20 protein-coding genes and 1 other annotated feature are annotated in these 22105 nt (G+C 36.5%); of the genes, 16 read left to right on the forward strand and 4 right to left on the reverse strand.

Going from position 1 to position 22105, the window contains the following annotated elements:
• Positions 1-229: 229 nt before the first annotated feature.
• Positions 230-1351, forward strand: a complete 1122-nt coding sequence (spoVID, locus tag ABDZ84_RS20675) for a stage VI sporulation protein D (RefSeq protein WP_026681298.1) — start codon at positions 230-232, stop codon at positions 1349-1351.
• Between the two features lie 58 nt (positions 1352-1409).
• Positions 1410-2420, forward strand: a complete 1011-nt coding sequence (locus ABDZ84_RS20680; RefSeq protein WP_026681297.1) for a protein kinase family protein — start codon at positions 1410-1412, stop codon at positions 2418-2420.
• Here ABDZ84_RS20680 and ABDZ84_RS20685 read toward each other — a convergent pair.
• Positions 2417-2605 (reverse strand): hypothetical protein, encoded by a 189-nt coding sequence (locus ABDZ84_RS20685; protein WP_026681296.1) that lies wholly within the window; start codon positions 2603-2605, stop codon positions 2417-2419. The genes ABDZ84_RS20680 and ABDZ84_RS20685 overlap by 4 nt on opposite strands.
• A 138-nt stretch (positions 2606-2743) precedes the next feature.
• Positions 2744-2999: a binding site (T-box leader), on the forward strand.
• A 52-nt stretch (positions 3000-3051) separates the two neighbouring features.
• On the opposite strand from ABDZ84_RS20685, the gene ABDZ84_RS20690 reads away from it, so the two are divergent.
• Positions 3052-5700 (forward strand): valine--tRNA ligase, encoded by a 2649-nt coding sequence (locus tag ABDZ84_RS20690; protein ID WP_343782849.1) that lies wholly within the window; start codon positions 3052-3054, stop codon positions 5698-5700.
• 478 nt (positions 5701-6178) lie between these two features.
• Here the strand turns inward: ABDZ84_RS20690 and ABDZ84_RS20695 are convergent, their stop codons facing one another.
• Together ABDZ84_RS20695 and ABDZ84_RS20700 are read right to left on the reverse strand one after the other, a co-directional pair.
• Positions 6179-7045, reverse strand: coding sequence for an ATP-grasp domain-containing protein (locus ABDZ84_RS20695; RefSeq protein ID WP_166530556.1), 867 nt, complete (start codon positions 7043-7045; stop codon positions 6179-6181).
• On the reverse strand, positions 7046-7951 hold the full coding sequence (locus tag ABDZ84_RS20700; RefSeq protein WP_026681293.1) for an ATP-grasp domain-containing protein: 906 nt from the start codon (positions 7949-7951) through the stop codon (positions 7046-7048).
• 62 nt (positions 7952-8013) lie between these two features.
• Here ABDZ84_RS20700 and ABDZ84_RS20705 point away from each other — a divergent pair, with 62 nt between their 5' ends.
• From ABDZ84_RS20705 to ABDZ84_RS20755, 11 genes are all read left to right on the forward strand, one after another.
• The gene (locus tag ABDZ84_RS20705; protein WP_166530557.1) at positions 8014-9288 is read left to right on the forward strand and encodes a bifunctional folylpolyglutamate synthase/dihydrofolate synthase; all 1275 of its coding nucleotides are present in this window, start codon (positions 8014-8016) and stop codon (positions 9286-9288) included.
• A gap of 127 nt (positions 9289-9415) precedes the next feature.
• Positions 9416-10321, forward strand: coding sequence for an SPOR domain-containing protein (locus ABDZ84_RS20710; RefSeq protein ID WP_026681291.1), 906 nt, complete (start codon positions 9416-9418; stop codon positions 10319-10321).
• Positions 10322-10506: 185 nt separating this feature from the next.
• Positions 10507-11178, forward strand: coding sequence for a RadC family protein (gene radC, locus ABDZ84_RS20715; RefSeq protein ID WP_166530561.1), 672 nt, complete (start codon positions 10507-10509; stop codon positions 11176-11178).
• 288 nt (positions 11179-11466) lie between these two features.
• Positions 11467-11820, forward strand: coding sequence for a hypothetical protein (locus tag ABDZ84_RS20720; RefSeq protein ID WP_166530558.1), 354 nt, complete (start codon positions 11467-11469; stop codon positions 11818-11820).
• Positions 11821-12679: 859 nt separating this feature from the next.
• A complete protein-coding gene (locus ABDZ84_RS20725) occupies positions 12680-13720 on the forward strand; it encodes a rod shape-determining protein (protein WP_166530559.1) in 1041 nt (346 codons plus the stop codon).
• A gap of 12 nt (positions 13721-13732) precedes the next feature.
• On the forward strand, positions 13733-14635 hold the full coding sequence (gene mreC / locus ABDZ84_RS20730; protein WP_343782853.1) for a rod shape-determining protein MreC: 903 nt from the start codon (positions 13733-13735) through the stop codon (positions 14633-14635).
• Positions 14635-15174, forward strand: coding sequence for a rod shape-determining protein MreD (mreD, locus tag ABDZ84_RS20735; protein WP_026681286.1), 540 nt, complete (start codon positions 14635-14637; stop codon positions 15172-15174). Before mreC ends, mreD begins: the two co-directional genes overlap by 1 nt.
• A gap of 46 nt (positions 15175-15220) precedes the next feature.
• A complete protein-coding gene (gene minC / locus ABDZ84_RS20740) occupies positions 15221-15910 on the forward strand; it encodes a septum site-determining protein MinC (RefSeq protein WP_026681285.1) in 690 nt (229 codons plus the stop codon).
• Positions 15903-16703: a septum site-determining protein MinD gene (gene minD, locus ABDZ84_RS20745; protein ID WP_026681284.1), complete on the forward strand. Its 801-nt coding sequence runs from the start codon at positions 15903-15905 to the stop codon at positions 16701-16703. Before minC ends, minD begins: the two co-directional genes overlap by 8 nt.
• 505 nt (positions 16704-17208) lie before the next feature.
• Positions 17209-17970: a peptidoglycan DD-metalloendopeptidase family protein gene (locus ABDZ84_RS20750; RefSeq protein ID WP_343782856.1), complete on the forward strand. Its 762-nt coding sequence runs from the start codon at positions 17209-17211 to the stop codon at positions 17968-17970.
• Positions 17960-18823, forward strand: coding sequence for a site-2 protease family protein (locus ABDZ84_RS20755; RefSeq protein WP_034678992.1), 864 nt, complete (start codon positions 17960-17962; stop codon positions 18821-18823). The genes ABDZ84_RS20750 and ABDZ84_RS20755 overlap by 11 nt, the downstream gene beginning before the upstream one ends.
• Before the next feature lie 501 nt (positions 18824-19324).
• Here the strand turns inward: ABDZ84_RS20755 and ABDZ84_RS20760 are convergent.
• The gene (locus ABDZ84_RS20760) at positions 19325-19753 is read right to left on the reverse strand and encodes a S1 domain-containing RNA-binding protein (RefSeq protein WP_026681281.1); all 429 of its coding nucleotides are present in this window, start codon (positions 19751-19753) and stop codon (positions 19325-19327) included.
• A gap of 300 nt (positions 19754-20053) precedes the next feature.
• On the opposite strand from ABDZ84_RS20760, the gene ABDZ84_RS20765 reads away from it, so the two are divergent.
• Positions 20054-20707: a reverse transcriptase-like protein gene (locus ABDZ84_RS20765; RefSeq protein WP_343782860.1), complete on the forward strand. Its 654-nt coding sequence runs from the start codon at positions 20054-20056 to the stop codon at positions 20705-20707.
• Positions 20708-20907: 200 nt separating this feature from the next.
• On the forward strand, positions 20908-21816 hold the full coding sequence (locus ABDZ84_RS20770; protein WP_205388661.1) for a Gfo/Idh/MocA family protein: 909 nt from the start codon (positions 20908-20910) through the stop codon (positions 21814-21816).
• The last annotated feature ends 289 nt before the right edge of the window (positions 21817-22105 follow it).

Raw genomic sequence — 22105 nt, forward strand, 5'->3', positions numbered from 1 at the left:
AATAGCTACTAGAGGAAGCGTAAATCGGAGCATTTAGTGATAAGGACTGAGCGAATTTTGCTCAGTTTTTCTTATTAAAAGGGCAGTGTAATAACAAAAGTCTGTTCATAAACATTATTGTATGGATTTATCTAAATTTATATAGGAAGCATATCCGAATAAAACTGTTCATATAGATAATTAAGACATATAATCATATGCCGTGGATATGCTGAAAGGAGGAAGAGAATTGTCTAAGGATCGACCGGTTTTCAGTTTTGAGCTGAATGAAACGCTCTATTTTGAAAAAGGACAGGAAGTTAATGAAATGAGAGGAGTTTCGCTAGAGCCGGATATTTCCATACATTCATTTAATGAGTATATTTCCATAAGAGGTGTAATTGAGCTTAAAGGAGATTATCAAAAAACCATTCAGGAGGCAGAAGAATCGATTGAAACAGAAAACTTGCAATCGAAACGATATGTAGAGGTGGTTGAAGATTTAGATGAAGATATAGCAGCTTTTTCACACCGTTTTCCTGTGGAAATTTCTGTGCCGGCAAACAGAGTTGCAGATTTAAACGACGTAAGTGTCTTTATTCAAACTTTTGATTATGAACTTCCTAACCCGTCATTGTTCCGCTTGTATTCAACAATTGAAATACACGGTGTCAATGAAAGTGAACAAGTTGAGGAGACAGTTACAGAAAGGGATGCATACACTTCTGACTGGGGAAATGATGCGGAGAATAATGAAGAGGCAGATAGTTTTCAATTCGAAATCAAAGACCCTGAAGAAAATGAATCCATCAATGATCATTTGGCACCACCCGATTTACCGATACTTTCTGCTGAACGAGAGGAATCAGAACAAGTGGTGGAAGATAGAGAAGAAGAGTCACAAGAAGTAGAAATAGAAGCTTCGATAGAACAGAAGACAAATGATACGGAAAAAGCAGGGCAGGAAGAGGATGACAGGTGGAAATATAAAGAATCAAAATCATTAGCAGAATTCTTTGGAACTGACTCACCTGAAGAATCCTCCTCCCATGATGAAGAGGTGGAAGTGGATGATACATCAGATGATTGGCTGGAATCATCGCACACTCCCGAAATTCATGAAAGCTCTGATAATCGTGATACAACAGATCAAGTACAAGATGTTGGCTACTTATCTGATATGTTTAGGGAATCTGATGTGGATCAATTTGCTCGTATGAGACTCTGTATTGTTCAAGAGAAGGATACGATAGATTCTATTGCAGAACGTTATCAAATTTCGGCGTTACAATTAATAAAACAAAACCAGTTAGATGATGACTATGATGTGACAGAAGGTCAGTTATTATATATTCCATATAAGAAAAAATAAATGCTGCCCCTTGCGATTAAGTCAAGGGGTTTTCCAGTATTAGGTGGTGAACGAAAAAGTGGATGACTTAAAGGCTGTGCTACATGCCTATTCGGTGCAACCTTTTTACATAGAAAATGAAACTGAAAAATTATATAAGGTACAAGATGGCCAGCAACAGTTTGCGTTAAAGCAAAGTCAGCTTTCACCTGATGATATGGCTATGTGGGAGAACGTATATCAGGAGGCATATACGCAAAACCTTCATACGATTCTTCCTGTTTTTTTAACAAGAGAAGGGAATATTTATGAAATCTATGAAGGAACGGTTTATTATTTATCTCCTTGGAGAGGGAATGCCCTTTCATCTTTTGATAAATATACGATAGGAAACTTTTATCGTCATCTTGGTCATATACATGTGAAGACAAAGAGAACTCGAACTGTAGACACAGATTCATTCGTACAGAACTTTCGGGGGTATCAGAAGCAATGTGAAGCACTTCAAAAGAAATTGTTGTTTTTTGTGGAACAATTTGAAGCTAAACACTATATGTCTCCCTTTGAACTTCTCGTTTGTACACATTTTCGTGACATCGATTTTAGTTTACAAGAATCCAATCGAAGAATTGACCAGTTGATAAATGAGCAGGAGCAGCAAGAACAGTGGAATTATAGCTTGTGTCATGGTAATTTGAATTCCTCACATGTTATCGTATCACCGGAGCAGATGTATCTTATAAATTGGGATAAGGCGCGATACGAATATGCCCCATTCGATTTATCCCAATTCTATAAATCTGAAACGGTGCATTATGATGCTCCTGTTGACCTTTTCTTAGATGAATTTGATAGCTATATGAATGAAAATAAACTAACGAATAAAGAACTATATATGTTAATTATACAGGTTCTCGACCCTGCTCCATATATACAGTTAGTAGAAGAGCATGATCAATCATCAAAAACAATGATTGATCAAATTATACCATTACAACACATATTTAGAAGAATACTATTTGGTCTACGCTTGTCAGCATATGTGGAAAAAGAATACGATACCCTTGATTTGGACGATTTAGAAAGCTAAATCCATTCCAAATAAAAGGCGATAAATATACCTACGATTAAGCCTAATAAAAATACATCAAAGGTTGTAGGGAAGAACAATGTACGTATTAATTGGAAAATTAATATTGGCAAGGTAACTCTTTCGATAACAATAATACAGGTTCTAGCCCATGGAGGGAGTCGATAACGGTAATATCGTGCCACCGTTTTCACCTCGCTTTCGAAACGCTAAGTTTTTTTGTGATTGTTCTATATACTATGTATAGATATCATGTATTTGTGCAAAACTGGTAAAAATAGTTGACGAAATGACTTATACTATATAAAATAAAGCTATTACTTGAAAATGCGCTGAATGGGAAGAGTACAAGATAATTGCCAAAGAAGAGAGGGAAATCAGTGGCTGAAAATTTCCTTGGTAAGATTATGTTGGAAGGTCGCCCGTGATGCAGCTTCTTTGAACACATGCTAAAAAGCATAAGTAGAAGAAGCCGGTAACCGTTTAGTTACCGTTATCAATGAATGAAGTGTGCACAGCTCCAATGGAGCGTGTAAACAAAGGTGGTACCACGGAAAGTATGCCCTTTTCGTCCTTTAAGTAGGATGAAAAGGGCTTTTTGTCGTAGCAAACAGTTATAGGAGGCGTTATGATGAGTGAAAAGGAAACAAAAACTTCCCTCTCGGCAAAATATAATCCCAAGGAAGTAGAACAGGGTAGGTATCAATTTTGGTTGGAAGGAAAGTATTTTGAAGCAACCAATGATCCGGAAAAAGAGCCATATTCAATTGTTATTCCACCACCAAATGTAACCGGAAGATTGCATCTAGGCCATGCATGGGATACAACTATGCAGGATACGATTTCACGTATGAAACGAATGCAAGGGTATGATGTCCTGTGGCTACCCGGTATGGATCATGCAGGTATTGCAACACAGGCTAAAGTAGAAGCCAAATTGAAAGAACAAGGAACAAATCGCTATGAACTAGGTAGAGAAAAATTTTTAGCAAAAGCTTGGGAATGGAAAGGAGAATATGCCGATTTCATTCGTTCCCAATGGGAGAAATTAGGACTGGGCTTAGACTATTCGCGCGAGCGGTTTACGCTTGATGATGGATTATCTGATGCTGTAAAAGAGGTATTTGTAAAGCTATACGAAAAAGGACTTATTTACCGTGGAGAGTATATTATTAATTGGGATCCACAAACCAAAACTGCTCTTTCCGATATTGAAGTTATTTATGAAGAAATTAATGGTAAGTTTTACCATATGCGTTACCCAATAAAAGACAGTGAAGAAACCATTGAGATTGCCACTACACGTCCGGAGACGATGTTAGGAGACACGGCCGTTGCTGTTCATCCAAACGATGAGCGCTACGTTCATTTAATTGGGAAAAAAGTGACCCTACCAATTGTTGGCAGGGAAATAGAGATTGTTGCAGATGAATATGTAGATATGGAGTTTGGTTCCGGTGCCGTCAAAATAACTCCTGCACATGATCCAAACGATTTTGAAATTGGTAATCGACATAACCTAGAGCGTGTATTAGTTATGAATGAAGATGGCACTATGAATGAAAATGCGGGAAGTTATGAAGGTTTAGATCGATTTGAGTGCAGAAGGCAGATTGTTAAAGACCTTCAAGACCAGGGTATTCTTTTTGAAATTGAAGATCATACGCATCAAGTTGGGCATTCTGAACGAAGCGGTGCAGTGGTAGAGCCGTATTTATCCACTCAATGGTTTGTTAATATGCAGCCATTAGCAGATGCTGCTATTGATTTACAGCAACAAGAGGATAAAGTGAATTTCGTTCCAAAGCGATTTGAACGGACGTATCTTAATTGGATGGAAAATATACGTGATTGGTGTATTTCTCGCCAGCTTTGGTGGGGGCATCGGATTCCTGCTTGGTATCATAAGGAAACAAATGAAATCTATGTTGGGAAGGAAGCACCTGAGGACTTAGAAAATTGGGAGCAGGATGAGGACGTTTTAGATACTTGGTTTTCATCTGCCTTATGGCCTTTTTCGACAATGGGATGGCCGGATACGAATGCAGAGGACTTTAAACGTTATTTCCCTACAGGAGTTCTTGTTACTGGGTATGATATTATATTCTTCTGGGTAGCAAGGATGATCTTTCAATCAAAGCAATTCACAAATCAAAAACCATTTGAAGATGTGTTAATTCATGGTTTAATTCGGGATGCTGAAGGGAGAAAGATGAGTAAGTCACTAGGTAATGGTGTTGATCCGATGGATGTAATTGAGAAATATGGCGCTGATTCGTTGCGTTACTTCTTACTTACTGGTTCAACCCCAGGGCAGGATTTACGCTTCCATTGGGAAAAGGTAGAAGCTACTTGGAATTTCGCAAATAAGGTTTGGAATGCTTCGCGATTCTCTTTAATGAACTTAGATGGATTCACCTATGAAGATATAGATTTATCTGGTGAGAAATCCCTTGCCGATAAGTGGATTCTTACACGGTTAAATGAAACGATTGAGCAGGTTACCAAGAATACCGATAAATACGAGTTTGGAGAAGCTGGACGTCATCTCTATAACTTTATTTGGGATGAATTGTGTGACTGGTATATCGAGATGGCTAAGCTACCATTGTATGGCGAAGATGATGTGAAGAAGAAGATGACGCAGTCAGTACTTGCTCATGTATTAGATCAAACCATGCGAATGTTGCATCCATATATGCCATTCATCACAGAGGAAATTTGGCAACAGCTTCCTCATCAAGGAGACTCTATTACCATTGCTACATGGCCAGAAGTAAACCAAGCATTTCATGACGAAAAAGCATCTCAAGAAATGAAACGACTTGTATCAATTATTAAATCAGTTCGTAACATTCGAGCGGAAGTAGATACACCGATGTCAAAACAAATTAACATATTGATTCAAGCAGAGAATCAGAAGATCGTTGATGAATTAGAGAAACATCGTGATTATTTGGAACGCTTCTGTAATCCAAATAAGCTTATTATTGCAACAAATATTTCAGTTCCTGAAAAAGCAATGTCTGCTGTAGTTACTGGTGCAGAACTTTATTTCCCACTTGAGGGATTAATTGATTTTAATAAAGAGATTGATCGCTTAGAAAAAGAATTAACGAAGTGGACAAAAGAAGTTGAACGTGTGCAGAAAAAGCTTGGTAATCAAGGATTTGTAAATAAAGCACCACAGGCCGTTGTAGAAGAAGAGAGACAAAAAGAGAAGGATTATCTTAATAAACAAGCAAAAGTTAGAGCAAGGCTCGAAGAACTAAAAGGTTAAACTATTTCTTTGTGGATAAAATGTAACTTAAATACCATTTTCAAATCCGAAGAAATAGCAGGAATAAAGCTATAAAAGACTGGCTTTATAGCAAATGTTGGAGAGAATCTTCATACAGCGAATGAAAAATATATAGACAGTTTCAGTCACAGTTAATATCCGCAGTTTAGAACCAGCTAAAGCCGAACTAATTCGAATGCTAACCAAAAAACATTTCGAATCATAGTTCGGCTTTGCTTAGGTTTATCAAAGCTGGCTAGTTTTCTTTTTGTCTAGGAAACCCATGTGGATAAATATGGGCGTGTTGAGCCTCGTTAAGCTCCAGCGCCCAGAAACTAGGCGACTTCACGAATTAACCTATGATAGATTATCATCGGCTCACAAGCTCACCTTGATTCCTTTATCACCGTTAAATCCCTACATTCGCTACGTTTCTAATCAGGCGATTGCGCTTTCGTTCTAAGTATGTCGATTAGATCTAATCTATATTATTCGATATCTTTCGTCTAATATAAGTCATATACGTTCGCAAAATATTGATATCACTAACTTTACTTAATGTCCGTGAGCCGACGATATCCTCAATTTCATTAAATAGGAGTTCTCCATTATAACTGATCAAAAAATCAATACCTACCATACCAAAATCAAAGTGATTAACAATTGATTGAATCATAGAACGTTCCTTATCACTCAAGTCATATAAGCTAGCAGAGCCTCCGAGTTTAAAATTGGCACGAAAGTCTTTGTCGTTTTCCCGTTTTACAGCTGCAATAATTTCCTTTCCTACTATAAAGACACGAATGTCTTTTCCATGCTCTACCGTACTAGGTTGAACAATAAGCTCCGTATTAGCTAATACTTGGCTAATGGAGGTATATTGTTGATCGTTTTCAATTAAAAAAACTTGTTTTCCGCCTCTTCCTGCTGTTTCCTTGATGATAAAAGGATAGGCTAATGGAGGGGTATCTGTTAAATACTGCTTCTTCGAGTAAAGGGTATCTACCATTGGGATACGTAAATTGTGCATATGATGATGCGTTAACGCCTTATCATTACAAATTCTTGAAATAGAAGATGAATTAAAAACAGTAATATCACATGCCTCTAAATGAAGGCTAAGCAATGGGTCAATAGTTCGAACAATAGCAAATTCAGGCTTTGTAATGGGAAATCCATTTACTCGCACGGTGCGTGCATTATTAATAATTCCTGCTGTTATATCTTCTCTTATTATGAGTTCTAATTGAATAGATTGATACGATGCTTCTTTGATAAACCAATTTATATAGGATTGGTTTACGTCAATGTCCTTTTTACTGTAGATTAACCAACCTTTACTCATTTACTTGCCTCCATTGTCACCACATGACTTGTAAATATAATCGATAATATAATCTGCTACATTAATGTTCGTACAATCATATATATTACGGATATGTGCATTTGAATTAATCTCACAAATAATGGGAGATTGATCAGGGCCAAATAACAAATCGACACCAGCAAAATCTGCTCCAATCGCTTTTGTGGCAGCAACTGCTATCTTCGTTTCATATTCAGACGGCTCATAGGCTTCCATTGATCCTCCTGCTGATACATTAGCACGAAAATCATTTACTGCCTGCCTTCTCATCGCCGCCACCACGTGATTACCTACTACGTGTAGTCGCAAATCCTTTCCGTAACTTGTAGAGATAAATTCTTGAAACATATATGGCTTTCCATCTATTTGCTGAAGTCTATGTAATAATTGCTCTTTGGTTTCGATCAGATACACTTGTTGACCGAATGACCCGAAGGCTTCCTTCACAATCATAGGAAAACCAAATGTATCAACTGCTGTCTGCATCACCGACTCAGTTGGTTCCTCAGAAAAAAATGTCTTTGGTGCAATAATGGTTCTAGGAATAGGTAGCTTCTTTATTGCTAACTGTTGATATGTTGCAATTTTATCATCACTCACAGCTATTGCTTCTGCTCGATTAAAGACTCGTAAGCCGAGTAATTCGAGCTGCCTTGCTAAATAAACATCTTTATCCGCAAATAAAACATAATTCGGTAATGGTACACGCTCGTCTTTTAATAAACTAAGATTCTCTGTATTAAGATATGACAATAATTCGCTATTCTTATATATAGTTGCTGTACCACCTTTTCGAATGGCTGCTCGTTGAATCCATTCGGCAAAGTCAAGAAACTTCTTTCCAGGTAAACTTCCATTGTAAATTATCCAGCCGTGTAACTGCATGTTTATTTGTCCTTTCTGCTATACTGTTATAGGTAAATTTATTTCATGAGAGTGGTGTGCTTATGTTTCAAGAAATTCAACAAGTTGAAGACTTTTTAGCAAATAGAATTAATTTAGGGATAAAGCCCGGACTCGAACGAATGGAAAAACTACTTATATTACTGAATCAACCTCAGCATAATTTTAATGCGATTCATATTGCTGGTACGAACGGAAAAGGTTCGACATTAGAATTTATAAAACAAGGTTTACAAGCTAACAATTATCAAGTGGGAATCTTTACATCTCCTAGTTTAACTGGCCTACGAGGATATATCTTATTGGGAGATAGAACAATCTCAGAACATGATTTTCTCACTATATGGCAAAAGGTATATCCAGCAGTAGTAAAATTAGATAATATGAACATGCATCCGACAGAATTTGAAATTCTGACAGCTATTGCTTTTGTTTATTTTGAACAGCATACGGACCTTGCTTTAATAGAAACTGGGATGGGTGGTAGAGAAGATACCACAAATTGTGTACAGCCTCTGATGTCCATTATAACAAATATAGCGAAAGATCATACTGCATTTCTAGGGGACACAATACGTGAAATTGCTTATCATAAAGCAGGTATAATAAAATCAACAATACCAGTCATTACAGGTGAACTAATAGAAGATGCGACAAAAGTTGTCAATAAAGAAGCTATGTTGAAGCAAGCTCCTATATATCGACTAGGTCATCATTTTTTCTATCGTTCAGAATCTACTGCATATAACCATCGCATAAATTGGTGGGAACAGGGGGGAGATACATTCCAATTTTGGATTAACATGATGGGGGAACACCAAAAAGCGAATGCATCAATAGCTGCAATGGCTCTTCAACTGTTAAATAGAATGGAAGCTGGCTTTAATATAGATATGAATAAAGTAGAAGAGGCGTTTACTCATGTCATGGTAATGGGAAGATTTGAGATAGTTAGAAAACAGCCCTTAACTATTGTGGATGGCGCCCATAACTCGGCGGGAATGGAAGCATTTATAAACACAGTAGAAGAAAATTTTAGTAACTGCAAACGACATCTATTATTTTCTGCGTTTAAAGATAAAGAAATTGATAAAATGCTAAAACAAATAGAAAATCATTTTACAACAATTAGCTTAACGACGTTTGATCATCCACGTGCAATGCAGGTATCTGAATTAAGAAACTATGAGAGTGACTTTCATATCGAGCTAAATTGGCAAGAGGCAATACGCCAAATGGAACAATCACATACTGTATATTTTATATCTGGCTCCTTGTATTTCATTTCATTAGTTCGGTCTTTTCTTAAAAAACAATAACATTCATATGCTGTTCTTATAAAATTTATGTTGAACGATTCTTTAATAAGGTGACAGAATTCGTCTTACTTTTTACGGTCTATATGCTAGAGTTGAAGGTAAATCTAGCAGCAGGGAGGTAAAGACAATGGACGAAAATAAAAGAAAGATCACAGTATGGGAAAATGGTAAACAAGTTAAGCTTTATGTCAATAAGAATAGAGAAATTCCTTCAGGAAGGAATGAACAGGCTGCTGCATTATCCGATTCAGAAGATGAAAAAATTCCGCCTTATACAAGGGTATCAGATACAAAACCTTCTAAATTTGCGATGCATAAAAGAAAGTGGAAGGAGTTTAAGCCTGCTATACTTTCTGTATTGTCAGCATTAGTCATTGGATCCTTCTTAGGAATAATGATGCTAAATATGTTTATCATGATTGAGGATGATAATCATATGAGCGGTAATCAGAATTCTTCAGCAGCTGTAACTAACGACGACGATCAAGATAATGATAAACAAGCTGATCGTTCTGCATCTTCTGTTCGTCTAGATGAAATAAGGGCATATGTACTTCAAGGTGGTGTTTTTTCAGAAAAGGCAAATGCTGATGCGCGTGCTGGTTCATACCGAGACAGAGGGGTTCCTGTCACTATATGGGAGAGAGGGGATCAGTATTTCCTGTTTATAGCAGCTGCTACCACTGAAACGCAGGCAGAACAATTACAACAGGGATTAGTTGATACAGACATGGACGATATTTATGTTAAAGAGTGGTCTACAGGAAATATTACTACAGACTTAACAAGGGATGAAAACAGTTGGGCACAATCATTTATTAAGACATGGAAGGATACACTAGAATCTGGTGAATTTGAAAAGAACACATGGGATTCACTTCTGAAAGCTTATCCAAAGGATAGTGAGCAGCTAAAAGAATTGTATCAGTCCACTCAACAAGTATTAGAAAAAGCAGGACAAGCTGAAGCACTGCAAAAGAAGGCGTTACTGATGGAGCTATGGAAGACATTTGGAACTACATTTAATAATTGATTTAATTAATTATCAATTTGGTTAATAATAGAAACAGAATTTACTCTAATGGAAAATCCCATTATAGGAGTTCATCGTATAGCAAAATTGGAATAATGCTGATTTGTACGTCGATACATCTCTTTTGTAAGATAGAGTTATCTTAGAGAAGAGGATGATCTATATTGACAACTATTTCGCCTATTATGATAAAAAATGTGCCAAAGGATGATCGACCAAGAGAACGACTTATAAAATCAGGCTCCAGTCATTTATCTAATGCGGAAATACTAGCTATTATTTTAGGAAGCGGTACTAGACAAGAATCCGTATTGGCTTTATCGAATCGATTATTGATGCATTTTGAAGGATTAAAGTTATTAAGTGATGCTACTATTGAAGAACTTATTGCTATTAGAGGAATTGGTACGGCAAAAGCGGTGTTGATTTTAGCTGCTGTAGAGCTAGGCAAGCGAATGCATATATATAGATCTGATGAAAGGCATGTTATTCGCTCTCCTGAGGATGGAGCAGAATATGTAATGGAAGAAATGAGAGGGTTAAATCAAGAACATTTTGTAACATTATTTTTGAATACGAAAAATCAAATTATTCACAAACAAACTATTTTTATAGGTAGCCTCAATGCCTCTATCGTCCATCCTAGGGAAGTATTTCGTGAAGCTGTCAAACGCTCTGCAGCCTCCATCATTGTTATTCATAACCACCCTTCAGGGGACCCCACTCCTTCCCAAGAAGATATCCATGTAACGAGAAGATTGGTTGAATGTGGTAAAATGATAGGGATTGAATTAATCGATCATTTAGTGATTGGTGATCGAAAATATGTCTCTTTAAAAGAAAAAGGGTATATATAATTGTATGTCTACACGATGAGTATCCTTATTGTAAAGTTAAAAAATCGTTATATGCGAATTCACCATTTCCCATAAATACACAAAAATTAAATAAGACTACTGATGTTTCCATATGATTATACTTTTTTGAAGTTTTTTCTTTTGCATGGGTATGTTCATTGGATTTTTTCAACGTAAGAATAGTCGCCCTAGCTTAGGCTAAACAAAATATAGATGGATAGCGATATTAGGAATTAGTAACGTGTACAAAACAAAATGTGATGTGAAGCAAAAAGAGGTGGAGTGATCGTGGACATAAAAGATTTTTATCTTAAAGAGCAAGTATATGATTTAGACGATCTGATTAAAAATCCTAATGCTTATATTGGCGGATTTAATACCGAATCTCTCGTAACACTCATGAAAGCCAACAGAAAAAAATATATAGAAAGCGGAATTTTATTGATAGAAGGGGGAATCGCATTTACTTCAAGTTACAAGGAAATTGGCCAGTTACCCATTTTTGATGATCTCCCTTCTTTATATGGTTATTACTTAAATGCGATGGAAGAATACTTGGAAGAAGGAATTGCTGCTTTTTATTATCCTAGTCAACCAATTGGTGTAAAACTAGAAAAATATGAGGCAGTAAAACAAGATTAACGATAGATAATAATTCATTAATTGTCAGCGAGGACGTTTTACTACAAGCTCTCGTTTATCATTCACAGCGCTTCTTTGAATTATTGGTAAAGCAGTTAAAGCTTAAAATGTATACGAATGAGCTTGTATAAATAGGAACAATTAAAAAGAGTATTTCAAAATTAATAATTTAACGTACTTCCGAAAGAAGTCTCCATCTTCAAGCGTGTGAAGAGCGTAGCCCAACGGTAAGGGGGGAGATGAATTTCGGTTGGGCGACAGCCCAAAGGCTTTTTTTCCTTTTTTGTTCAAAGCACAACCCAACAGTGAATGATCGAAATTCATCAAGTGCCTAATGAAAATATAAACTCTTGGAACAAGAGGGTTAGCTTGGTCCATTTTGTCAGCTACCAAAAGTGGCGATTATCCAAGAAGCCCCCACTTCAAGCAACCCATAAGGTTGGTAAGTGATGGGAGTAGTTCACTTATTGTTTGCCTATTTCTGAAGGGAAGATGCATGAAATCAAAAAAAGCTCACATATGATATTTATAACACTATCTATTTTATAATTTTTTTCGTATAATTATATAGACGAATGATTGTTCAGCGCCATTTTTCAATTTAGATATGGAAAGTGGCGCTTGTTGAGCTTAGCATGAGTAGGAAAAACATGGTACAAGCAACCTTGTGTTTAAACTGGTACATAATCTATAAATAATGGTGTTGTGATATGTATCGCTGATCTTTTCGATGAAAATATTTTACTTTTTCATAGTGAAAAGAGATAATTGGAATCGATAAATTTTATTTTGCGAATAATGAATTGTTGTAATTCGTTACATATAACCACATGATTGTGATTTGGAAAGGAAGATCTTATTGGGATTATTTAATTTTTCTCAGGACTTAGGGATAGACTTGGGTACAGCTAATACATTAGTTTTTGTGAAAGGAAAAGGTGTTGTCGTAAGTGAGCCTTCTGTTGTAGCAAAAAATACGGCAACAGGCGATATTGAAGCGGTTGGAGGATCTGCTAGAAATATGATTGGGAGAACGCCTGGGAATATTTCTGTCATCCGTCCAATGAAAGATGGCGTAATTGCTGACTATGATACAACAGCGACAATGATGAAATATTATATTAAAAAGGCGATGAAAAATCGCTCTTATTTTGCTAAAAAGCCAAACGTAATGGTATGTGTACCTTCAGGTATTACAATGGTAGAAGAACGTGCTGTAATCGATGCAACAAAGCAAGCTGGTGCAAAAGAAGCCTATCCGATTTCCGAACCTTTTGCAGCAGCGATCGGTGCAGGGCTACCAGTATGGGAACCAACAGGCAGTATGATTGTTGACATCGGAGGTGGGACTACCGAAGTAGCAGTTATTTCTTTAGGGGGAGTCGTTACCAGTCAGTCCATTCGCACTGCTGGAGATGATATGGATGAAGCAATCACTAGCTATATTCGAAAGCAATACAGCTTGATGATTGGGGAAAGATCAGCGGAATCGATAAAGTTTGAAATAGCATCTGCGGGAAGTGATTCTCCTAAAGGTGAAATGGATATTCGCGGGAGAGATCTTTTAACGGGATTACCAAAAACGATCACGATTACTGCGGAAGAAATTGCTGATTCGTTAAAGGATACAGTAGATGCTATCGTTGAAGCAGTAAAGAGTACGTTAGAGAAAACACCTCCAGAGCTTGCGGCGGATATCATGGACCGTGGAATCGTCCTATCAGGTGGAGGTTCACTACTGAAAAACATAGATAAAGTCATTAGTGATGAGACAAAGATGCCTGTATTCATTACAGAAGACCCTTTAGAAAGTGTAGCGATTGGTACAGGTAAATCATTAGAATACATTCAGCATTTCCGTTCCCATCCGAATGTATCATCTCGTCCTAGTGTAGAATAAGTTGGTGTTTATATGTCTTTTTTACGTAAAAAACGTTTATTTATTTTATTAATCGGGTTTATTTTTTTCGTAGCATTAATTGGATTTTCTCTACGTGATAGAGAAAATCTGACGAATGTTGAAGAGTTTGTAAATGATACCGTTGGGTGGGCACAAGGTATTATTCATGCTCCAATAAATTTTATAACAGATATCATTGGAAATATTGATGACTTCAAAGATACGTACAATGAAAATCGCATACTCAAAGAGAAGTTAGCGGAATACAAAGGACTTATTTATGAAGTTCAAGAATTAAAAGAAGAGAACGAGGATTTAAGAAATACGCTGGATCTGAAGGATGATGACAACATTCGAGATTATACCCCAATCCAAGCTACGGTTATGTCAAGGTCACCGGAAAGATGGATTGAACAAGTAACAATTAATAAAGGATCCAATGATGGTGTAGAAGCAAATATGGCAGTAAGAACTCCTGAAGGTATGATCGGAAAAGTCCTTAAGGCATCTCCTAATACCTCAACAGTGCAATTGCTTACTGGTTTTGATCAATTTAATCGTATTTCGGGAAAAGTATCTAGAGGCGGAAAAGGTAAAGATAAAGATATTTTTGGCATGATTGAAGGATTTGACAAAGAAAGTAAAAGTCTCGTCTTTCGTATTATTGAAGAATCTGAAAAAGATTTAAAAGAAGGAGAGCTCGTTATCTCCTCTGGGATGGGCGGTGTATTCCCGTCTGGATTAGTAATTGGTACAGTGAAAGAGGTTGTACCGGATCAATATGGTTTAACCGAAACAGCACTGGTGGAGCCTGCTGCAAATATGTATGATATGAATCAAGTGATTGTGGTAGATCGTTCTGTTCAAGAAGATTTGAAGACAGATGAAGAGACGACGGAAGAGGAGGGCGAGTAATGAAACGTTTATACTTGCCTTTAATCCTATTCCTGCTCTTAGTATTAGAAGGTGTGGCGCTCGAATTATTGCCTGGTAATTTGCTTACAAGTGACTTGCTTATTGTTCCACATTGGGTACTTATTTTTTTAGTGTTTATTGCTATTTTTTATGATAAAGATCAAACGTATTTTTCCGTGTTGTATGCTTTACTATTTGGTCTCTTAATCGATATCGTATATACAGATGTATTAGGTGTCTATATGTTTTCTTATGCATTGATTATATATGCGGTACATGGTTTTAAAAAGTTGTTACATGGAAATATTTATGTTGCTATGTTGCTTGGTGTATGCGGGATTGCCCTGGCAGACGTTAGCATTCATCTGATATACACGGTTATAGGGAAAACGGATATGGTTTGGAAAGCTTATTTAATGCATCGAATGCTACCAACAATTGGATCTAATTTAGTATTTTTACTAATGCTGTATCCAATAGTTGTAAAAAAACTTACTACTTGGGGAAGAGAGCAATTAACAAAGAGTAATACAATATAAAAAATGGTTGCTCTAGATTCTCTTGTTATGTGAATGAGGTGAACGTGTGGTACAGGAAAAAAAACAATTGATTACAATGAAAGGCACGAAAGATGGACTTACACTGTTTATTGATGACACATGTTCGTTTGAAAAAGCTATTTTCGAACTCGATCATAAAATGAAGGAAAGCCGTCCAAAGCAGGATGAACCGATTGTTGCAGTGAGAGTTAAATTAGGTACCCGCTATCTACATGATGAGCAAATAGAACAGTTGAAACAAGTTATTGGTGCTAAAAATAGATTCACTATTCATTCTATTGAATCTGACGTTGTCCGACGTGAAGAGGCGCGTATGTGGCAGACGAATAGTGAGGTGAAAGCAATTAACCGTATTGTACGGTCAGGTCAAGTGCTACATGTTACCGGTGATCTCTTGCTTTTGGGTGATGTGAACCCCGGTGGAAAAGTAATCGCGACAGGTAATATTTACATAATGGGGAATTTACGAGGAATTGCTCATGCAGGAATTGATGGTGATAGAGAAGCATTCATAGCAGCATCTTTTATGAATCCAAGTCAGCTGCGAATTGCTGATTATATCAGTCGTGCTCCAGACTATGAATCTGATGGTGTGTATATGGAATGTGGTCTTGTAGATGAAGAGAAAGATAAAATTATAATTGATCGACTACAAGTACTTTCACATAGACGAAAAGAAATAAACAGATTCGAAAGGAGAATACAAAATGGGTGAAGCGATCGTTATTACATCTGGTAAAGGTGGAGTTGGTAAAACAACAACTACAGCCAATATAGGTACTGCATTAGCACTTATGGATAAGAAGGTTTGTTTAATAGATACAGATATCGGTCTAAGAAATCTCGATGTAGTGATGGGGCTCGAAAATAGAATCATTTACGATATTGTAGATGTTATTGAAGAGAGATGTAAGTTAAAACAAGCATTAATAAAAGATAAACGGTTTGATTATTTATCTGTACTTCCAGCTGCACAAACAAGTGATAAGTCTGCTGTTACGACAGAAGGCATGAAGAAAATAATCGCAGAGTTAAAACAAGAGTATGATTATATAATAATTGATTGTCCTGCTGGAATTGAACAAGGCTTTCAAAATGCGATTGTTGGTGCGGATAAAGCGATCGTTGTCACAACACCTGAGAAATCTAGTGTACGAGATGCAGATAGGATAATAGGATTATTAGAGAAAGAGGAGATGGCTGAGCCTCCACGATTAGTAATTAATCGAATTCGTAATCACATGATGAAAAGTGGGGATATGTTGGAAATAGATGAGGTCGTGCAGGTATTATCTATTGATTTAGTTGGAATTGTTATTGATGATGATGAAGTTATCAAGGCTTCCAATAAAGGAGAACCAGTAGCCTTTCAACCAACTACAAAGGCTTCTATAGCTTATCGAAATATTGCTCGAAGAATATTGGGAGAAACTGTCCCGTTACAGTCTCTAGATACTGAAAAAGGTATGATGCAAAAAGTGAAGAAGTTCTTTGGTATGCGCGCTTAATAATTGATTGGTGTTAGAATATCATTAAACCGAGAATTTCCATTCACAAATAGTAATGTTATTCTTTCATCGATATCTATAATATGGGATGCTTTCCTCGTGTACGGCCTTAGTTAACACTGCACATTAACTTTATGCTGAATTGCTTAATTTTTGGACTTGCAAGAGGCCAGCGTATTTCCTCTACTGGGTGTAACGGATCATTGTATGACTTCCTTTCGGTAGGAATTATCACATATCAAAAAAAGAACGATTCTGAACTACTATCTGGATATAACTTTGTATATTTGGATTATAGTTCAGAGTTTTTTTATCCCACATATAACTGGCAGTAGAACACCCACTTCAAGCAATAAAGTGAAATCAAAAATGGTAAGTGAGAGATAAACAAAATCCCCAACTGATTGGAGTTGCACTTTATTACTAGCATCTATATACTTTCTAACATATCTTGACTCATTGACTCATACACTTGTACAAATGCATGAGAAGGATTGTGAGGAATATGAGTAAAGGAATAAAAAAAGTGCGCCAATCAATTGAGCAACGTAAGAAGGCTCGAGGAGTTCCCTATTCAGGGAGTTCGAAAAAACAGTTTACTCCTCCTATCTTGCAGGAAGAGGAAAAACATGGCTATGCTCCAGTTATTTCTGATTCAGGAATGACAAGGGAGAGGCAGAATAGAATGGTATCGGGGTTTATGTTGAAAGGTATTCTTTCTGTATTGTTATTTTTGGGTGTTGCATTACTTTGGCAGATGGATTCACCAAGATTACAATCATCTAAAGAGTGGACAAGCAATGTATTAACAGAAGAGTTTCCTTTTGCGAAAGTGAATGTATGGTATCAAGATACTTTTGGCAGTCCTCTAGCATTTGTACCTGAAGAGAATAAACAACAGGCAGAAGTTGCAGCTATGCCTGTAAATGGAAGTGTAGCAGAATCTTTCCAAACAAATGGAACGGGCATACGTATTGCACCTGAAGGACAAACAGAAGTTACGGCACTACAGGAAGGAATTGTTATCTTCGCTGGAAATGATCGTGAAACTAATAAAACCATTGTTGTTCAGCATCCAGATAGTAGTAAGACAACCTACGGATATTTAAGTAACATTGATGTTCATTTATATCAGCATGTTTCAGGTAATCAGAAGATTGGACAATTTACACCTAATGAAGAAAGTGACACGGTGTTTTTTTCAATAGAAAAGGACAATAATTACATTGACCCAGTACAGGTGATAAAAGTTGACGATGTCCAATAACTATCTACCTCATATTCATTTTCATCCAATACTATTAGTATTTATTATCATATCTTTTTTTACCGGAACATTTATGGAATTAGCTATCTTATTATTTATTGTTTTCTTTCATGAGATGGGTCATTTTATGATGGCTACTTTCTTTAAATGGCGGATTCGCAAGGTAATGCTCTGGGTCTTTGGTGGAGTGATGGATACGGATGAACACGGAAGTAAACCAATTCGAGAAGAGCTATTGGTCACCTGTGCTGGTCCGTTTCAGCACATCATTTTATTTATAGTTTTATTCCTCCTTGGAGATTTAGGAATGTTACCTCAAGCAGTGATGGATTTGTTTTTATATTATAATTCGATTATCCTTTTATTTAACTTGCTCCCGCTATGGCCATTAGATGGTGGGAAATTATTGTTTTTATGCTTATCGTCGTTAGTACCATATAAAAAGGCGTACTATGCAGTGATTATATTCTCAATGATTGCCAGCATCTTATTATTGCTCATCCAACTCATTACGCTACCGTTTACATTAAGTTCATTTTTTATATTTATCTTTTTATTTATGGAAAATAAAACGGAATGGAAACAAAGGTATTATGCATTTTTCCGATTCTTGCTAAAGCGTTACGAAGGGAAAAATCGTTTTGCTCGAAAGGTTTTGCCAATTCGTGTAAGCTCAGATCAATCATTATTGGAAGTGTTTTCACGATTTCATCGTGAGAAGCTGCATCCGATTTATATCATTTACCCAAATAACTATCGTCAATCTATTGACGAAGTCGCTTGTTTGCACAGTTATTTTAATGAAAAGCATTACGACAAAACAGTTGGAGAAATTGCTAGAAATTTAATATAAGCAAGTCGAATTTGCATGAGTTACTAAATTTCCATAACAAAGAGGCTGGGACAAAACACAAGTTCTTTACTCAAAATACGAATAATCATATTATCAATAGGGGTATCTTCGCCACACCGTGAAACTATACGCGCTTTTCCGCGGGCAGCTAACTTGGTAAAGAAAAACACGTTACCACGTGGGTATTCGGACTCGTGCTGTTCCCGCCGGAGTCTCGCTTATTTCAGGTGCTAAATGATTGATTCTAATCAAAAAAAACGAATGATAATTAATTTCAAATAATTATCGTTCGTTTTTTATTGTTTCTTCATTCTTTTGTCTCAGCCTTTTTCACACATATAACTGTCAGTAATACCCCTACTTCAAGCAATAAAGTGAAACCAATATTGGTAATTGGGATCGACTGCCAGTGAGTGTCCGATTGGTTCAATTGACAATCAGTAGGAGATAAATAACCCCCACTGAATGTAGTTTCACTTTATCTATGTGATAAGCAAATATCTATCCTCGTCTTCCGCCTCTACCTCCACGCTTTGTATCCGTGTTACGTCTCAGGGTAGCTAAATTTTCTTCACTTGTCTTTAAGAATTTAGCCATTTTATCTTCAAAACTTTCTTTAGGTCTATATTTATTCCCTGAACGGAATCCATTAGAATTTCGTCCGCTACTAGGACGTGATGAACGTTGCTTGACAGGGCGTTCAATTGCCTTTTTGATAGATAATGCTACTTTACCATCGTTTTCACTAAGTATTTTAACTTCTACCTCGTCGTCAACTTTCAAATGGTCATTTACGTCTTTCACATAGCTATCTGCAACTTCGCTAATGTGAACAAGTCCTGTCTTACCATCTGGTAGTTCTACGAATGCTCCGAAATTAGTGATACCCGTTACTTTACCTTTTACTTTACTGCCTATTTCAATCGACAAAAAAGTTCCCCCTTATTCCTTTTAAAAGCAATTAATTATAACAAATTTCGAATTCAATTACAATGTAGCTATAGGTCTATTGTATGGAAATCATGGTTTTTTCACAAACAAAAGCTATCAGTAAGAAATATGAAATAGGTTATACTAGGATTGAACTCGTTATAAAAAAATAATACCTGCGGTAGTATGTTAAAAGAGAAGAGATCCATCATCGCTTTACTAAGTACGGAAGATGCTACTTCTTCAGTGAACGTATTACATTTAATGCCCAAATATACTATACGAGAGGGATTAATTATTATGAAAGTCAGAATACAATTTACCTATCAAACACCTATGGGAGCTAATACTAGCTTTCAGTCAGAAGAAATGAAAGCATTAGACGCTTTATTACTTGTAGACGACATGGAAAAAACTGGACGAGTGAAACAATTAACATTTATAGATACCCAAGATATTGCTTGGTCACAAAAGGAATTGAAACGTTATTTTGAAGAGATAGAAGAAGAGCCACACGATGTTTACATTTACTTTGATGGAGGGTTTGATCAGCAAAGAAAGAAATCTGGTCTGGGATGTGTGATTTATTATCAACAGAATGGGAAATCCTTTCGAATTCGAAAAAATGCAACTGTTGGAGAACTCGATTCAAACAATGAAGCCGAGTATGCCGCACTTCATTTTGCATTAAAGGAATTGGAGTCACTCGACGCCCAACATTTACAGATAACCGTTAGAGGAGATTCACAAGTTGTAATTAATCAGTTAAAGGGTGAATGGCCATGCTACGAAAAGACACTATCTGGCTGGGCTGGTCGTATTGAAACAAAATTTACGTATCAATCTATTGAACCACAATATGAACTTATTCCACGAAAGAATAATAATGAGGCAGATCGACTGGCCACACAAGCATTAGAAAATATTGAAATTTCTAGCAAGAAAGAAGTATAGTCATTTAGACAGAAAATAATAGTGATTAGAGAATTTCTTTGAAGGAGTATTACCAGTACAATACAATTTTGATTTGATCAACTGTTCACGTGTAAATTCATTATGCTTTAAATAAGAAAAATCTTGATTTTAGAAAAACTAAAGGCTGAGATTATGTTAAACTAATGCAGTATTAAATAAATTGTAATGAAGGTGTTTTTTTGAATAATCCACGAATTGGAATGGTAGGTTTAGGATCTATAGCCCAGAAAGCATATTTACCAATTCTTGCAAAAGAAACGGATTGGTCATTTGTTGGTGCATTTTCTCCCAATAAACAAAAACGAAAGCAAATCTGTGGTCAGTATCGTATTGGTGATTTTCATCGTATGGCAGAACTGGCAAATCAATGCGATGCTGTGTTAGTGCATAGCTCTACAGATTCGCATTATGAGGTTGTATCTGCGTTATTATCTAATGGTGTAGATGTTTATGTTGATAAACCATTAGCAGCATCAATGACGGAAGCTGAGAAATTAGTTGAATTAAGTAAGAAGTATAATAGAAAGCTAATGGTTGGATTTAATCGTCGTTTTGCACCAATGTATGTAGCCATAAAAGAGCTCGCAACGGATGCAGCTTCGATCCGAGTCGAAAAGCACAGATTGAACAGTATTGGTCCTGGAAATGTTGAATTTACTATGCTCGATGATTATCTTCACGTAGTCGACACAGTACGATGGCTTGGCTCTGATCGATTAGAGGTATTATACGGAGATATTCAGGTGAATAGGGAAAACCAGCTTCTCTATACGCAACACCTATTTAAATCTGGTAATCAACCAATGACGACAGCAATGCATAGGAGTGCAGGTACAAATTTAGAGAAAATTGAGCTTATAGTAGATGGAGCAATTATACGTGTTAAGAATATGAATGTGACAGAAGTTGAAAAAGAAAATGCCGTGACTACTACTAGTGCATCATCTTGGGAATCCATCGTAAAACAAAGAGGGTTTGAGGATGCAGTAAGTCATTTTATAGATTGCGTCCGCCAAGATGAACAACCGGTAGTTGATGGGGAGGAAGGATTAAAATCACAGGCCCTACTTGATCAATTATTAAAATGAGCGTTTTCTTGCTCTGTAAGTGATCTATCCCACATATAACTGGCAGTAAGACTCCACTACAAGCAATAAAACGAAACCATTATTGATAAGTAGGGATCAACTGCTAGTTAATGTCCGATTGGTTCAGAGGCCTTTAGGTCAAACCCTTGTGGTGCTAACCATCGTGGGGATAAACAAACCTCCTTACGGATGGAAGTTTCACTTTATATTTAAAAAATCATCGATCATTAAGTAGAATGGAATGTTAAGTGGTGACAAAAGAGAATTCAACAGTTTGCTTTAGAAGTTC

Source organism: Virgibacillus salarius (assembly GCF_039521925.1).
Lineage (GTDB): Bacteria > Bacillota > Bacilli > Bacillales > Amphibacillaceae > Virgibacillus > Virgibacillus salarius.

What these genes read in the sequence shown, in the direction of transcription:
- ABDZ84_RS20690 (WP_343782849.1), top strand. Translation starts at nt 3,052, where the DNA reads ATGAGTGAAAAGGAAACAAAAACTTCCCTCTCGGCAAAATATAATCCC.
- ABDZ84_RS20695 (WP_166530556.1), bottom strand. Translation starts at nt 7,045, where the DNA reads ATGAGTAAAGGTTGGTTAATCTACAGTAAAAAGGACATTGACGTAAAC.
- ABDZ84_RS20700 (WP_026681293.1), bottom strand. Translation starts at nt 7,951, where the DNA reads ATGCAGTTACACGGCTGGATAATTTACAATGGAAGTTTACCTGGAAAG.
- ABDZ84_RS20705 (WP_166530557.1), top strand. Translation starts at nt 8,014, where the DNA reads ATGTTTCAAGAAATTCAACAAGTTGAAGACTTTTTAGCAAATAGAATT.
- ABDZ84_RS20710 (WP_026681291.1), top strand. Translation starts at nt 9,416, where the DNA reads ATGGACGAAAATAAAAGAAAGATCACAGTATGGGAAAATGGTAAACAA.
- radC (WP_166530561.1), top strand. Translation starts at nt 10,507, where the DNA reads ATGATAAAAAATGTGCCAAAGGATGATCGACCAAGAGAACGACTTATA.
- mreC (WP_343782853.1), top strand. Translation starts at nt 13,733, where the DNA reads ATGTCTTTTTTACGTAAAAAACGTTTATTTATTTTATTAATCGGGTTT.
- mreD (WP_026681286.1), top strand. Translation starts at nt 14,635, where the DNA reads ATGAAACGTTTATACTTGCCTTTAATCCTATTCCTGCTCTTAGTATTA.
- minD (WP_026681284.1), top strand. Translation starts at nt 15,903, where the DNA reads ATGGGTGAAGCGATCGTTATTACATCTGGTAAAGGTGGAGTTGGTAAA.
- ABDZ84_RS20750 (WP_343782856.1), top strand. Translation starts at nt 17,209, where the DNA reads ATGAGTAAAGGAATAAAAAAAGTGCGCCAATCAATTGAGCAACGTAAG.
- ABDZ84_RS20755 (WP_034678992.1), top strand. Translation starts at nt 17,960, where the DNA reads ATGTCCAATAACTATCTACCTCATATTCATTTTCATCCAATACTATTA.
- ABDZ84_RS20765 (WP_343782860.1), top strand. Translation starts at nt 20,054, where the DNA reads ATGAAAGTCAGAATACAATTTACCTATCAAACACCTATGGGAGCTAAT.